Source organism: uncultured Halopseudomonas sp. (assembly GCF_963977355.1).
Classification (GTDB): Bacteria; Pseudomonadota; Gammaproteobacteria; order Pseudomonadales; family Pseudomonadaceae; genus Halopseudomonas.
Genome location: NZ_CAXBOV010000019.1, coordinates 1 through 14291, shown reverse-complemented (window position 1 = coordinate 14291; position 14291 = coordinate 1). Strand labels below are relative to the sequence as shown.

Sequence of the window (14291 nt, the reverse complement as noted above, 5' to 3'; positions counted from 1 at the left end):
AAAGGCTCCCTTTTTTTGTCTGTATTTTCTGCAAGCTGAATGCTGAAAACCGTTTTTTAACCTATATGGATCCCCGCGTTCGCGAGGATGACGGGGAGTAGGGCAATGGATCCCCGCGTTCGCGAGGATGACAGGGAGCAGGGCAATGGATCCCCGCGTTCGCGAGGATGACGGGGCGTGGAGTAATGGATTCCCGCATTTGCGGGAATGACGAGGAGGGGGATGGCAGCGAAAGCTTGTAAAGGCACCGAGAGTTAAAAATACATCGTCATCCCCGCGAACGCGGGGATCCAAGCGGACTTTCAGTTGGGCTGTCTACTTTTGCCGAATACCTACCAGCCCCGCCATCGCGAGCAACTGGATTGAGAATGATGATTTAACCCAGCTGCATCTCGTTTATCGCCCACCCATTCTCAAGCACTAACACTGCCACCCGAGCGCGACTGGGTTCTGAAGGCGGTGGGGCTCATGCCGGTCCAGCGTCGGAAGGCGCGGGTAAAGCTGCTGGGGTCCAGAAAGCCCAGCTCGAATGCAATACGCCCGAGGTTCAGCTTGCCGTCCTGAATCAGACGAATCGCCAGTTCCATGCGCACTTCATCCAGAAGCTTTTCGTATGTTGTCTGGGTCTCACTGAGTTTGCGGCGCAGATGCCTAGGGCTCATATTGAATGGGGTGGCTACCAGGTCCTCTGATACTTCGCGTTCTGATACCAGCACGCGGATACGCTGTTTGACCTGTTCTGCAAAATCCACATTGGGCACGGCGCTCAACATATCTTCCAGGGTTGCATCCAGCCGCTTGGCCAGAAAAGCATCGGCGTTCGTGAGCGGAATATTCATCGTCTGCTTGTTGAACTTCACTGCGATGCGCTTGCTGCCTGGACGGATACGTTTGCCAAAGATGCTTTCGCAGGTCGTACGGGTCTTTTCATGGTCGCCAATCAGCCGTGTCTCAATCACCATCGGCCTGTTGGTTGGCTCCAGGGCTTCCCAGATGTGTTGGCAGTGAGACAGTAAAGCTTCCATGTGCATTGGATGGGGAGTGCCTCTGGGTTGGAAGTAGACCGTCACGTGCTGGTCGTCCTCTACCGAGTAAAGCTGGACCTGGGTGCTGAACACCGAAAAGAATCGGATAACACGCTGCACGGCCTCGCCCACTGTAGCGCTCGACACAGCCGCCAGACCAAGCACCTTGAGTGTGTTGGAACAGTATGCCTGCCCCATTTGAAGCCCAAAGCAGTCGTCCTTGGCCAGTTCGGCTGCGGCGTGCCATAGGCGATTCATATCCGTTTGACTGATTTGCACCGCGCTGAGATCTGTCGGCTCGAGATACTGCTGCAAGTCGTCCGGCAAGTCAGCTATGGATTTGCCATATTCATTAGCAAGGGTCTGGCCTATGCCTTGAGCCCAAAAAGCCCGTTCTTGCAACCGTGCGCACGGTAGCGGATGGAGATTCTGGTTCATGCTGAGGAGTCTCTTGTTCTTTATTCTTGTATTTTTTGTCTCACATTGGGTCTTTCTTGGGTCAACATATGCCAAAACAGCTTATTATGCAAAACAATGGAACAGATAATTGCAGGTGATTTAGAGAGGACATTCATCAAGTGAATGTCCCTCTGGGGCCAAAAATTAGTCCTTTTCGGACAAATCAAATTCATTCTCCGTGACAGACTTATGTCCGATGCCAGACGCCTCCGGGCTTGCTGGTATCCATGATTCAATCTAACGGAGCAGCACAATGACAAAAAAAATGCATGCTTGGTCGCTCGCAGCGTTGCCTTTGGCAATCGGTCTGGCCAGCTTCTCGGGTTCAGCAGGTGCAGTAGCTTTCAACATTGGTGATGTCCAGGCGCAGTTTGACTCCCAGCTTTCCATTGGCGCCAGTATGTCAACCCAGAGTGCTGACAAGCGCTTCATCGGTGTTGCCAACGGTGGCGAAGCAGCAGCCAGGACAACTGACGATGGTCGTCAGAACTATGAAGCCGGAGACGTCTTTTCCAAGATCTTCCGCGGCGTTCATGACCTCGAGCTGAGCTACGGTGACTCCGGTGCGTTCTTCCGTGGTAAGTACTGGTACGACGCCGAGATCAAAGACGGCAGCCAGCGTTTCTACGATGTTGATGATGATGGCCGTCCACCATTGGTGAAAGGCGCAGGCACTGCTCTTCTTGATGCATTCGTCTATCACAACTACACCATCGGTAATAACCCAGGCAACGTTCGTTTAGGTCGCCAGGTTGTGAGCTGGGGTGAAAGTACCTTTATCCAGAACTCGATCAACTCGATCAACCCGGTTGACGTAGCGGCTTTCCGTCGTCCTGGTGCAGAAATCAAGGAAGGCTTGCTGCCGGTTGAGATGCTCTATGTCTCCCAGGGCCTGACAGATAACCTGTCGATGGAAGCGTTCTACCAGCTGAAATGGGCGCCATTCGCAATCGATAACTGCGGCACCTTCTTCGGAGCCGACACACTGGCTACCGGCTGTAACGATCGTCTGGTTGTTGCGGGCGTTGATAACCCACAAGGTCAACAGCCATCTGCGCTGACTATCGTGCGTGCGCAAAAGGACAAGGACGCGAAGGACAGTGGTCAGTTCGGTGTGGCTTTCCGTTACTATGCCGCAGCCCTGAATGATACCGAGTTTGGTTTCTATGGTATGAACTACCATAGCCGCGCACCCCTGTACTCCAGTATCGCTGGTCTGCCGCCAGGCGTGGGTAACCCTATCCAGGGTTTGGACGGTAACTTCGGCCCTGCAGGCTACTTCTTTGAATATCCAGAGGATATCCGCCTGTATGGCGTTAGCTTCGCAACCAACATTGGTGGTACCGCTGTTAGTGGTGAGATGAGCTATCGTCCGAATATGCCAATGCAGATCAACACTGGTGACCAAAGCCGTACAGCGCTTGTCAATCCTGCTACCACACAGGACAACACTCACCGCGGTCTGACCGTTGGTTTGGGTGGGATCGGCAGTGAAATCCCGGGCTACGTCCGCAAAGAGTTCTATCAGGTTCAGGTAACCGCTATTCACTTCATTGAGCGTGTGCTAGGTGCTAGCCGCCTTGCCCTGGTGGGTGAAGCTGGTGTGAACTACATCGGTGGATTGGGTGATACCACCAAATTTGGCCGTGATTCACTCTTCGGTCAAAGCCCCGTACAGGTAGGTGATAGTGCTGGTGCTCTGACTCCTGGTCAGTGTGCTTCCAACGAAGGTACTCCAGTTGGTGGTTCGCCTAACGCAGCTAGCTGGTGTGAAGACGATGGTTTCTATACTGAATGGTCTTCTGGCTATCGCCTCCGTGGAACGTTGAACTACTCCAACGTTTTTGCCGGTATCAACCTCAGCCCGAGCCTGACCTGGTCACACGATGTTGATGGTTACGGCCCTAACTTCACTGAAAATGCAAAAGCTATCAGCATTGGCCTAGGTGCTGATTACGCTAACAAGTACAGCGCCAGCTTGAGTTACACCGATTTCTTCGATGGTAAGTACAACACCAACGTCGATCGCGACTTTGTATCGGCAAGCCTCAGCGTAACGTTCTAAGACTGGCAACTGGAGAGATAAAATAATGATGCGTATGCAAAAAACTCTATTAGGTGCCGGCGGTCTGGCTTTAAGCCTCCTGGCATCCAGCGTTATGGCGCAGACCCTGACGCAGGACGAAATCAATCAGTTGGGTAACAACCTGACGCCAATCGGTGCCGAAAAAGCCGGTAACGCAGCGGGTACTATTCCGGAGTGGACAGGTGGTCTGGGACCGGATGCAGGTCAGGATCTGGCCGATAACTTCTCCTCGGATCCGTACGCCAACGAGCAGCCTCAGTTCATCATTACTGCGCAGAACTATCAGCAGTACAGCGAGAACCTGACCCCAGGGCATATCGCGATGTTCGAGCGTTATCCTGAAACCTTCCAGATCCCGGTGTACGAAACACACCGCTCTGTAGGTTACAAGCAAGCTGTCTATGACCAGGTCAAGCAGACTGCCGGTCAGGCCAAGCTGGTTAACGGTGGTGATGGTCTCGACAACTTCTCCCACGGCACCTTTGCCTTCCCGATTCCAAAATCGGGTGCTGAAGTCGTCTGGAACCACAACACTCGCTACCGTGTGAACATCAAGCGCTGGTACATGCAAGCCATGCCTCAGACCAACGGTTCCTACACCCTCATCAAGCTTGAAGAGGAAGTGGGTTACCCGCAGTTGATGGATGACGTCGATGAGTCGTCAATTCCTAACACCCTGCTGTTCTTCAAGCAGCGTGTAAATGCGCCTTCACGTCTGGCGGGTAACGTACTGCTGGTACACGACACCCTGGATCAGTTGAAAGAGCCACGCATGGCGTGGGTTTACAACGCTGGCCAGCGTCGCGTACGTCGCGCACCACAGGTAGCGTATGACGGTCCAGGTACCGCTTCTGACGGTATGCGTACTTCTGACAACTTCGCCATGTATAACGGTGCACCAGACCGCTATGACTGGAAGATGATTGGCAAGAAGGAAATCTACGTACCGTACAACAGCTACAAGATGACTCAGCGCGAAGTGACCTATGACGACGTGCTGAAAGCAGGCCACATCAATCCCGAGCACACCCGCTTCGAGCTTCACCGCGTGTGGGAAGTGCAGGGCAACGTGAAAGCCGGTCAGCGCCACATTTACGCCCAGCGTAACTTCTTCATGGACGAAGATTCGTGGATGATCAACCTGGCTGATCACTATGACGGTCGTGGCACCCTGTGGCGAGTAGGTGAAGGTCACATCGCCTTCAACTACAACGAGAAGATCCCAGGTTACTCAATCGAGACCCTGTATGACCTTCTGGCTGGTCGTTACATCGCCCTGGGCATGTACACCGAAGAAGTCTCTGCACCGCAGTTTGACTTCGAGCCAAGCTACAACCAGTTTACTCCGGCAGCCCTGCGCTCCTCGGGTATTCGTTAAGGTGTAAAGCTGCTCAAGTAGTACGTTTGGTATTTAAGGGACATCCTCGGATGTCCCTTTTTTTGTCTGGTATTCGTCGTTCTCGCAGATCGGGCCCCATTTACATCGTGCTGGAAAGCGCTTTTTGAACCCGAATGGATCCCGCGTGCGCGAGGATGACGGTGACTTTGGCAGCACAGTGTTACACTACCCGCCATCAAACCCGATCACCGCCGTCCCAGAGGGAAGCACCCTTGTTTAGCGAATTTGCCCTGCACGAACGTCTGCTCAAAGGCCTTGAAGAACTGTCATTCGACACACCCACCGAGGTTCAACAGGCAGCGATCCCGCCCGCGATTGCCGGCGATGACCTGCATGTGATTGCCCAGACCGGCAGCGGCAAGACAGCGGCATTTGTAGTGCCTCTCCTGCAGCGCCTGATGACCGACGATAGCCAGGCCATGGCGCCTCGCGCCTTGATCCTCCTGCCCACCCGTGAGCTTGCCCGGCAGATCATCAGTGAGGTGCAGAAGTTTGCCAAGTTCACCTTTATCAAGGCCGAGCTCATTACTGGCGGCGAGGACTTCAAGGTCCAGGCTGCCAAGATGCGCAAGAACCCCGATATCATCATTGCTACCCCAGGCCGCGCCCTCGAACATCTGGCCGCCGGTAGCCTGATTTTATCCGACATTCAGGTCCTGGTCCTCGACGAAGCTGACCGTATGCTCGACATGGGCTTTACCGAAGACGTCATGAAGCTCGCCAATGCCTGCCCGCCAGAGCGCCAGACCCTGCTGTTCTCGGCCACCAAGGGCAGTGCCGCACTCCGGCGCGTAGTCGAAGAAGTCCAGCGTACCCCGCGCCTGTTGCAGCTCAACACCGTACGCGATGACACGCCGGCGATTACCCAGCAAGTCATCGCCGCCGACGATCAGGGCCACAAGGAAGCGCTGCTCAAGTGGATACTGACTAACGAAAGCCCCGGCAAGGCCATCGTCTTTACCAATACCCGTGTCATGGCTGACCGCCTCAACGGCGTGCTCAGGGCCATGGATATGCGGGTATATGTGCTGCATGGGGAGAAAGACCAGAAAGACCGTAAGCTGGCCATAGAGCGCCTCAAGCAGGGTCATGTTGGCGTACTGGTCGCCACCGACGTTGCCGCCCGCGGCCTGGACATCGACGAGCTCGACCTGGTGATCAACTTCGACATGCCGCGCAGTGGCGATGATTACCTGCATCGTATTGGCCGCACGGGTAGGGCAGGGGCGGAAGGGATTGCCATTTCCCTCGTGGCGCCCCACGAATGGAACCTGATGTGCAGCATCGAGCGCTACCTGCGCAGGCAGTTTGAGCGTCGCACGATCAAGGAATTGGTCGGCAGCTACAAAGGCCCGAAGAAAACCAAAGCCTCCGGCAAGCCGGTAGGCAGCAAGAAAAAGAAAGACGACAAGAAAAAAGACGGCAAGAAACGCCCCAAGACCGGTAAGCCTGCCGCCAAACGCAAGCCCGCCGCGCCCCAGGGCCAAGTAGTGACCACATCAGACGGGCTGGCACCGCCGAAGAAGCGCAGCTGAACGTGTTGGGTGGGATATGAGAGGGCAACCGGTCTGACAGCCAGGCGCTGGTCCTGGGGTCTGGAGGTAGTGTTTTTCTTATAGACCGCTTGGATCCCCGCATTCGCGAGGATGACGTATTGACTCCCCTGTCATTCCCGCGAACGCGGGAATCCATTGCGTCTGCGCCACCACTGAAACAACCCAACCAACACCAATCCCACCAGCACACCAGCGGTATTGGCATAAATGTCGTTAAGATCAGCAGACCGCGTCGGGTGAAAGCTCTGCACGTACTCCACGGCCACCCCTACCATAAACATCAGTAGTCCGCGCACCCACCAATACCACCTGGGGAAGGCCAGGAAGTTCAGGATAGTGCAGGCAAACAGTCCCCCGGAATGGTAGAAATAGGCCTGCCAACTGGCCGTTACCGGGGGAGGAGTGGGGCTCATGCCCAGGTAGAGACCTAACCCGAGCACGGCAAAAAACAAGACCTTGAACACCGTGCGGTACCGCGCCCATTGTCGCATCAGCATTACCCACATAAGTGCACGGTTATTCCCTTAAGCTGCTGAAGCCATCGTTGAAATGGCTCATGTCAGCGGCCTTGGTAATATCGTAAAGCTGGTAGCGGCGTGCCAGGCGTGCACCACCATCACGGGTCAGCGGGTTCCAGGCGATGGTGCCAGTGGAAGTGGTTGACCGGGCGAAGAACGCATCGAACGGGAAGGTAAAGTACACAGCCTTGTCGAAGCTACCTTCACCAAACTCCTCAGCAGATACGTTCGTCCGGGTTACCCAGGCCCCGACGGTAATACCATTCTTGAAGCGACGGGACAGGTCCAGCGTGGCACCATAATCGCCTGCCAGATAACGCCCCACACTGCCCTTGGCCAGTACATCATAGAAGCTGGTTTGCAGGTAGCCGGTGGCGTGACCGGTCAGGGTCGAGTAATCACGGAAGCTGAGATCCTGCTTGAATCCGCGTTGACGTACCCAGTTCATATCCACGCCCACTGCCCAGTTCTGGTTATGCGGACGGAACAGCACTTCACCACCCACGCCTCCAAACATGCTCTCCAGCATGCCGCCATAACCCATCGCATACCAGTCACGGTCCACGCGCTTGGTCTGGGTATATTGCAGGTTCTCGAGCACCACATCCGAACTGGTCAGGTATTCACGAATATTGGTTCGTACCCTCGGCAACTGGCTCGGCGCATCAAAGCGGAACTTGTCAAAGTTATCCAGCAAGTTGGCAGCCACGCTGGCATTGACCCAGGCGTTACGGTTGAAACGGTACTGACTGGTCGCCCGCGCCAGGAACTGATAAAGAATGAAACCATCCGGGCCACCCACGTTCTGGTTGTAACCTAGCGACAGCCCATACGTAAATTTGTCCAGAGGCTCGGTATGCAGCACCTCGGTATCCAGAACACTGGGCGTGGCACTGACCACGGACCGGCGCATTTCAGCCATGTCGATACGGTTCTGCTCCAGATCGCGCAGCTTGCTGGCATCGATACTGGTTTCGGTAACCGCCATGCCGCGTGGCTTGTTGACCAGTGTGTACCAGTCATAGGTGCCTTCGTCGGTGCTGTTATCGAGGATGCGGCTGGCACGGGCCACGCCTTTGGCTTCGTTGCGAAAGACTGTCTGTTCGCCAGTAATAATCAGCTCACGGTCCTTGCGCTCGATGGACTCCACCGCGAAACCAGCGTTATCACGCAGGCGCTCGCTTACGTTTGTCCAATCCACAGTTTTAGCACTTACACCGGCGGGGAGTGCCTTGCGCGGCTCCAACTCGGGATCCAGCACTTTCGGAGGTAAAGCATCCGTCAAATTGGTACGCAGAGTAATACCGAACATGGCGGTATTGCCGCGCTCCCAGCCCGCGCTAAAGGAGATAGTGTCGCTGAACTTGTAAACTGCGCCTATGTTGATAGGCGAATCCTGGGTTTGGTTGTTAAGTAGCGGCTCTGACTTGTAGTCATTGCCCTCGAACTCGAGTTTGAGCTTGAGGGGTTCCCAGGGTGTTTGGTACTCAACGCCGCCGAAAAAGCCGATTGGCCCTCGAAAATACTTGTTGGTGCTGACTTGGCCGGCCTGTTCAACGTTAGCGGTCACTTCGCCACGATCATCAAACCGGTCGGCAATCAATCCCAATGGATTATCCATGTCTCCCCGATTGCCAATGTAACCCCACGCCACGCCAAGACTCAGGTCCAGATCATGGAAGCGCTTGTTAGCAACCAGGTATTCGCTCGAGAACAGGCCTGTACCCCCGAGATCTCGAAAGCCCAGCGCGACTTGCGGCAACCAGTAATTTTCCTGCCAGAGACGGACCTTGAGGTCGACGCCCTTGTCTTTGAAGCTCTGATCGCCACTGAATGCTTCCGGGCCGTAGTCCCGGTTGGTAATCGTGCTGTAACGAATAGTACCTTCAACCCAGTCAACAGGCTGGACCGAGATGCTGTAGCGGCTGTAGGGCGCTACCCTGATTGCGTTGAAGCTGAACTCACCGGTGGGCGCCATTCGCGCCGTAGGCGTCTGCAGCAAACCTACGCCACCAAAGTCATGTTGAGAGGTGCTATAGCGGTCTGCAATAGCAAGGCCGGGCAAGGCCAGTCCAGTGATCGCAAGGGTCAAGGCCAGCTGAGAGAGGGTAGCTTTACTCATCAAAGCGCCCCCCGAGCTGGTATTGGGTCGCCAGTAGCGCAGCCATATCTTCATTCAGCCCGGTGGCCTCTGGGGATAACATTTTCCTGCGCAAGGGTACATAGATAATGGCGCCGGTAGCCACATTGGCAGGGCGCAGATTCCAGGCGGCAACAGGCGCCAGGTTTACTGTTCCATTGGGCTGCACCAGATAGACATTGCTGGGGTCAGACATGACGTGCCTGGGACAGCTCTCGAGGTATTCGACAGGCTGCATGCCCGGCACATAGGGCAGAATGCAGTTCTTTTCAACGGCTCCTACAACCCGCACTTGATCAGTTCGCAGGGGATACAAGAGGCGGTCACCGTTTTCCAGCAGCTCGTTGTTGGGCAGCAGCAGTTGTTTGAGAGGATTCATCTCGGCCACCACCCTGCCGGTGATCGGAAAGGGTGCGACGAGCGCATGCAGGCGCTGAGCCAGCTCCAGCAATGCCGTGTTGCCCGTGGCTTTTGCATGCACCGCATTGACCTCAAGCTCGAAAATAACCCCAGCCTTCAGTCGAACCTGCGGTTCGATAGCGCTTTCACGCAGCAATGCTGCACCCAGAAACCAGGCACTGGAGCTGACCTGACCGGTGGCGGCTGCCTGGCTGAGTCGGGCGCTTGGCGCGAAGGCAAAGCTGCCGGGGTTAAGTACCTGGCCGTCAATATGCACAACAAGATTGTCAGACTCAGGCTGGCCTACCGCCTGGCTGCACATGAGGCCAGCAAGTACCGCGCCGGCAAGACTCGATAAAAGGCACTTCATTCTTCAAACCCCACAGGCCGCACTTCAATCAGACGCATGGGGGGTAGCCCCGGGGCAAGATGCTGGCGGCTGGCTACTACCCTGCCGGTGGCAGGCTCAAACCAGTAAAAATTGGTCGCAGAAAAGCCGATGGCTGGCATGGAAACATATTCGTCAAGGCGTTGCAGTTGCAACTCTGCGCCCATTACCTCGACGCCTTCCAGAGGCCCAAGCTCATAAGTTGAAATTTGCGGAATGCCGGTAAGAAATCGTTCAGGAAAATCCACTAGCCGTACCACTTCAGTAAGCCCAATCTGACGCAAATCATTACTAAAGGGATCGTTGGCTGTGAGCGGGGCAACAAGGTCACTGGCGTCAGGCAGGCCAGCTCCCTGAACCACGCGGCCGTTGTGAGTCACCAGCATCTGTTCCAACCCATGCCATTCGGCAACACCGCGGTTTTCGGCTGCACGTACTAGCAGCGCCTCGGACTGCGCCAGGCGAACCACCAACCCAGGCCTGCCAAGGGTGTTGACGTACTCGGCGGTGACCAGTGGCTCAGGGCCGCTGATCGCCAGCTTGATTGTCTGGTAGGAGTCGTTCATCAGCGAGTTGCAGCCTGGCAGCAGTAAAGCAGCCAGGCAACAGGCGCCCAGGCGGGACAGGTTATTCACTACGCGGTCATTCCCTTGATTAGTTGCCGTTGTTGCCGATGTCTTCGTTGATCAGCACTGACGTACGCAGGATATTGGCTGATGGGAACAATTGGCTGATAAAGCGGTTCCAACGTGTAATGTTCGCGGCGCCCACGAATACCACATCCTGTGGCTGCATTTCGAACTTGTTAGCCAGAATAAAGGCCGAAGGTGATGCGGCGTTAAGCTGGAAAACAGTTGCTTTTTCGGTGGCCAGATTCTCGACACCCCGAATCACGTAGACATCCTTGCCGCTGGCGGATGTAGGCAGGGGTCCGCCAACAGTACCCAGCACTTCGGTCAGGGTCATGCGGCTGGTACGGTAGGGGATGGACTCGGGTATGCGTACTTCGCCCATCACAAATACCTTGCGGGCATCGTTAAGACCCAGGTGCAGCTTGTCACCTGCGCGCAGGTAGATCTGCCCGATGCGGCTATCGTTGCTGCTCAGTCGGTCATAGTCCAGGTTGTAAGTCACGCCATCGCGAATCAGTAAAAGATTGGAAAGATCGGCCCGTTGCTGGTCGATGCCGGCCATGCCTACCGCTTGAAGCAGCGTTAACTGGCGTGAGTCCACAGGCAGGAAACCCGCATTTTCAAAGGCGCCACTGACTATGATTTTCTGGCTGTTGTACTCCAGTACGTTTACATCAACCTGGGGTTGTTCAATGTAGCGGGCCAGACGCTTGGTTATGATCTCGCGCAGCTCTTCAAGGGTCAGCCCAGCTACTTCCACGTTACCCACAAATGGATAAAACAGCGTGCCGTCATCTCGAACAACACGCGCGTTGGCTGCATCGGTCTGCTGGGGGCCGCCGGGAGTTGTCAGTTCGGGGTGATCCCATACGGTGATAAAGAGCGCATCGTTCGGTCCGATGCGGTAGTTTTCCGGCTCGTAGGCGAGCAGTTCTGGCGGAATCATGGTTCTTTCCGCAGCGCTGGCTTGATCCTGAGCGATCAATTTGGGAGTGATCTGCACCATCTCGACCATGCTTTCTTCAGCAGAGTCGTCGCTGATCAAACGGTCCGTGTCCATGTGCATGCCGGGAGAGAACATGCACGCCTGCAGAAGAAGAACTGAGGCGCCCAAAGCGATTTGCGGGAATCTGGTCATCGTATGGAGTCTTTATTGGAAATTTGGAATCGAACATAAAAAAGCCACCTAAAACAAGGTTTCAGGTGGCTTGTCTACCTGCAAACAAACCCTTACGGAGTTGTGCCGGTAGTACCAGTAGTACCAGAAGTGCCGCCGCTATCGGAAGCCGCAGCTGCTGCTCCGCCAACTATGGCAGTACCAATAACTAGCGTGGTGGCTGATAAACCACCTGCTGCGCCAGCAGCTCCAGCTCCAGCACCAGTGCCGGTACCTGCAGCTGTAGCTGGTGGGTTAGTTGGTGTTGTTGGTGGATCTTGAGCCAGTACAGCGCCTGAGGCCAGCAGAAGGCCGCTAGCGACCAATGCGAAAACCTGTTTTTTCATAATTAAATCTCCCGAATTTGCAAATTCATAAATGATTATACGCAGATATCCCTTAATGGAAACCCTGCAGGCAAAACGTTGCTTGAAAGAGCAAGCTAAAAAATGAGTATTCGATCACGTCGTCAGCTGACTGATCTGATTAGTATGCGCTCAAGTAAAAGTAATTAGTGAGCAAAAAGCAAGTTAAATTGCAAAGGAGTGCGAATGAACAAGCAATATCCCCATATAGAACACCATGGAGCAGTGCAGGGCGTCACGGGCTCCTGTCATCAGCTTTGGTTGACCGCACAAGACAGTCTGCTGATCGACTGCGGGCTCTTCCAGGGCGGGGAGGGCTCAGGCAAGGGCGCCAACGCGAACAATCTGGCCCTCGAATTCGCGCTTGACAGTGTCAGGGCGATGGTCGCCACGCACGTGCACATAGATCACATTGGCCGTATCCCGTGGTTGCTCGCAGCCGGATACAAGGGCGATATCCATTGCACCGAGCCCTCCGCGTTGCTCATGCCCACCGTGTTGGAGGATGCCTTTCTGGTTGGGGTCAAGCGGGACAAGCGGCTGGCTGCCAAGTTTATTGACCTGGTAGCCCCGCGCCTGCACGGGCATGCCTACAAAACCTGGGTCACGCTGATCGAGCGCAAGGATCTGGTTTGTCGTATCCGCTTTCAGCGTGCCGGTCACATCCTTGGCTCCGCCTACGTGGAATGCGAGGTGCTCTACCCTCAGGAGCAGCGTACTCGGCGAATAGTATTCTCCGGCGACCTGGGCGCACCCCATGCCCCAATGCTCCCTGCGCCCAAGCCACCCTACAAAGCAGACGTGGTTGTGCTTGAAAGCACCTACGGCAATCGTCTCCACGAAAACCGTCGCACTCGCCGGGTGCGTTTTCAGAAGGTCATAGAGCACGCTTTGCAAGATGGCGGTACCGTCATCATCCCGGCGTTCAGCATAGGCCGCACTCAGGAACTGCTCTACGAACTGGAAGACATCATAACCAGGGCCACGGGCAGCCCTCGATCTGGTGGGACCGACGGCCCCGTCGGGAATCAGAATGCACGGACTCCGTCCATCAATCCCTGGCAGAAAATCCCCATCATCCTGGACGCACCCCTGGCCACTCGCTTCACTGCTTTGTACCGTCAACTCAAGCCCTGGTGGGATGCCGAAGCCCTGAAGCGCGTTACCAGGGGCCGCCGCCCCCTGGGCTTTGAGCAACTACTAACGGTTGAAACCCACGCACAACATACGGCCATGGTTAATCGCCTTGCTCAGACCCGCCAACCCGCCATCGTGATTACTGGCAGCGGCATGTGTACCGCCGGTCGCGTCATCAATTACCTCAAGGCCATGCTGGGCGACCCCCGGCATAATGTTGTTTTTGTTGGTTATCAGGCACGCGGTACGCCTGGGGCCCAGCTTCAGCAATACGGCCCGCAGGGCGGCTACGTTGACCTGGATGGCGATCGATATGAGGTCAAGTCGGGTATTCATACACTGGGTGGCTATTCAGCCCACGCGGACCAGGCAGGGTTGGTCGGCTTTGTTACCGGCATGCGCCACTGGCCACAGGAGGTGCGCCTGGTGCACGGTGATGATGAGGCCAAGGCGACCTTGGCCGGTTTGCTTGAAGAACAGGCAGTCAAAGCTGGCAAGACAATTGCAGTGATTGTCCCGCGCAAATGAAATGTTCGTCAAAGAGCAGTTTTAACGGAACTCATTTGAGTGGTATAGGTTCTCAATAATGTGTCAAGACTTGTAAGTGTCACAGGTGGCACCTTAATATTGCTCAGCTTGGATGATTGTTTCAGGAAAGATTCGCCTCCATTCTTTTTTCACTTACCAGCGCCGCGCCTGCGGCAAGCAGGACAGGATGCCAGCTCTCAAACGTCAAGTTTCCCAGTGGTACCTTATTCAGTGCAAGGCTCGGCAGGACGAGAGGGCTGAGTTGAACCTCAGGAACCAGGGGTTTATCTGCTACCGGCCTGTGCATCAGGTTGAACGTTTACGCCACGGAAAGCGTGTGCGCCTGGAGGAGTCGCTGTTTCCGGGCTACCTGTTTATTCATCTCAATTATTTGTCAGACAACTGGTATTCGATTCGCTCTACCAGGGGCGTTCTGCGTCTGGTGGGCTTTGATCACCAACCTACCGCGGTGTCACCGCAAATAATCAATGCCATCAAGACCC

The 14291-nt window shown here is 55.3% G+C and carries 12 protein-coding genes; 5 read left to right on the top strand and 7 right to left on the bottom strand.

Annotated elements, in window-relative coordinates; genetic code table 11:
• Positions 1 to 413: 413 nt before the first annotated feature.
• Entirely contained in the window at positions 414 to 1463 is a 1050-nt protein-coding gene (locus AAC076_RS11675; protein ID WP_339845807.1) for a helix-turn-helix domain-containing protein, read from the bottom strand.
• A 274-nt stretch (positions 1464 to 1737) separates the two neighbouring features.
• Between AAC076_RS11675 and AAC076_RS11670 the strand changes: the two genes are divergently transcribed.
• The 3 genes from AAC076_RS11670 to AAC076_RS11660 all read left to right on the top strand — a co-directional run bounded on the left by AAC076_RS11670 (position 1738) and on the right by AAC076_RS11660 (position 6504).
• Entirely contained in the window at positions 1738 to 3549 is a 1812-nt protein-coding gene (locus AAC076_RS11670; RefSeq protein ID WP_339845804.1) for a DUF1302 domain-containing protein, read from the top strand.
• 34 nt (positions 3550 to 3583) lie between these two features.
• Positions 3584 to 4948: a DUF1329 domain-containing protein gene (locus tag AAC076_RS11665; protein WP_339845935.1), complete on the top strand. Its 1365-nt coding sequence runs from the start codon at positions 3584 to 3586 to the stop codon at positions 4946 to 4948.
• A gap of 233 nt (positions 4949 to 5181) precedes the next feature.
• On the top strand, positions 5182 to 6504 hold the full coding sequence (locus AAC076_RS11660) for a DEAD/DEAH box helicase (RefSeq protein WP_339845802.1): 1323 nt from the start codon (positions 5182 to 5184) through the stop codon (positions 6502 to 6504).
• A 131-nt stretch (positions 6505 to 6635) separates the two neighbouring features.
• Here AAC076_RS11660 and AAC076_RS11655 read toward each other — a convergent pair whose 3' ends face one another.
• From AAC076_RS11655 to AAC076_RS11630, 6 genes are all read right to left on the bottom strand, one after another.
• A complete protein-coding gene (locus AAC076_RS11655) occupies positions 6636 to 7016 on the bottom strand; it encodes a VanZ family protein (protein WP_339845799.1) in 381 nt (126 codons plus the stop codon).
• A gap of 25 nt (positions 7017 to 7041) precedes the next feature.
• Positions 7042 to 9165, bottom strand: a complete 2124-nt coding sequence (locus AAC076_RS11650; protein WP_339845796.1) for a YjbH domain-containing protein — start codon at positions 9163 to 9165, stop codon at positions 7042 to 7044.
• A complete protein-coding gene (locus AAC076_RS11645; RefSeq protein WP_339845794.1) occupies positions 9158 to 9952 on the bottom strand; it encodes a capsule biosynthesis GfcC family protein in 795 nt (264 codons plus the stop codon). Before AAC076_RS11645 ends, AAC076_RS11650 begins: the two co-directional genes overlap by 8 nt.
• On the bottom strand, positions 9949 to 10605 hold the full coding sequence (locus AAC076_RS11640) for a YjbF family lipoprotein (RefSeq protein ID WP_339845793.1): 657 nt from the start codon (positions 10603 to 10605) through the stop codon (positions 9949 to 9951). Before AAC076_RS11640 ends, AAC076_RS11645 begins: the two co-directional genes overlap by 4 nt.
• A gap of 19 nt (positions 10606 to 10624) precedes the next feature.
• Positions 10625 to 11740 (bottom strand): polysaccharide biosynthesis/export family protein, encoded by a 1116-nt coding sequence (locus AAC076_RS11635; protein ID WP_339845792.1) that lies wholly within the window; start codon positions 11738 to 11740, stop codon positions 10625 to 10627.
• A 92-nt stretch (positions 11741 to 11832) separates the two neighbouring features.
• Positions 11833 to 12105, bottom strand: a complete 273-nt coding sequence (locus AAC076_RS11630; protein ID WP_339845790.1) for a hypothetical protein — start codon at positions 12103 to 12105, stop codon at positions 11833 to 11835.
• A 204-nt stretch (positions 12106 to 12309) separates the two neighbouring features.
• Here AAC076_RS11630 and AAC076_RS11625 point away from each other — a divergent pair, with 204 nt between their 5' ends.
• Positions 12310 to 13788 (top strand): MBL fold metallo-hydrolase, encoded by a 1479-nt coding sequence (locus tag AAC076_RS11625; RefSeq protein WP_339845788.1) that lies wholly within the window; start codon positions 12310 to 12312, stop codon positions 13786 to 13788.
• Positions 13789 to 13975: 187 nt separating this feature from the next.
• On the top strand, positions 13976 to 14291 hold a 316-nt coding region (locus tag AAC076_RS11620), incomplete at its 3' end, for a transcriptional activator RfaH (RefSeq protein WP_339845785.1).

What these genes read in the sequence shown, in the direction of transcription:
- AAC076_RS11675 (WP_339845807.1), bottom strand. Translation starts at nt 1,463, where the DNA reads ATGAACCAGAATCTCCATCCGCTACCGTGCGCACGGTTGCAAGAACGG.
- AAC076_RS11670 (WP_339845804.1), top strand. Translation starts at nt 1,738, where the DNA reads ATGACAAAAAAAATGCATGCTTGGTCGCTCGCAGCGTTGCCTTTGGCA.
- AAC076_RS11665 (WP_339845935.1), top strand. Translation starts at nt 3,584, where the DNA reads ATGCAAAAAACTCTATTAGGTGCCGGCGGTCTGGCTTTAAGCCTCCTG.
- AAC076_RS11655 (WP_339845799.1), bottom strand. Translation starts at nt 7,016, where the DNA reads ATGCGACAATGGGCGCGGTACCGCACGGTGTTCAAGGTCTTGTTTTTT.
- AAC076_RS11650 (WP_339845796.1), bottom strand. Translation starts at nt 9,165, where the DNA reads ATGAGTAAAGCTACCCTCTCTCAGCTGGCCTTGACCCTTGCGATCACT.
- AAC076_RS11645 (WP_339845794.1), bottom strand. Translation starts at nt 9,952, where the DNA reads ATGAAGTGCCTTTTATCGAGTCTTGCCGGCGCGGTACTTGCTGGCCTC.
- AAC076_RS11635 (WP_339845792.1), bottom strand. Translation starts at nt 11,740, where the DNA reads ATGACCAGATTCCCGCAAATCGCTTTGGGCGCCTCAGTTCTTCTTCTG.
- AAC076_RS11630 (WP_339845790.1), bottom strand. Translation starts at nt 12,105, where the DNA reads ATGAAAAAACAGGTTTTCGCATTGGTCGCTAGCGGCCTTCTGCTGGCC.
- AAC076_RS11625 (WP_339845788.1), top strand. Translation starts at nt 12,310, where the DNA reads ATGAACAAGCAATATCCCCATATAGAACACCATGGAGCAGTGCAGGGC.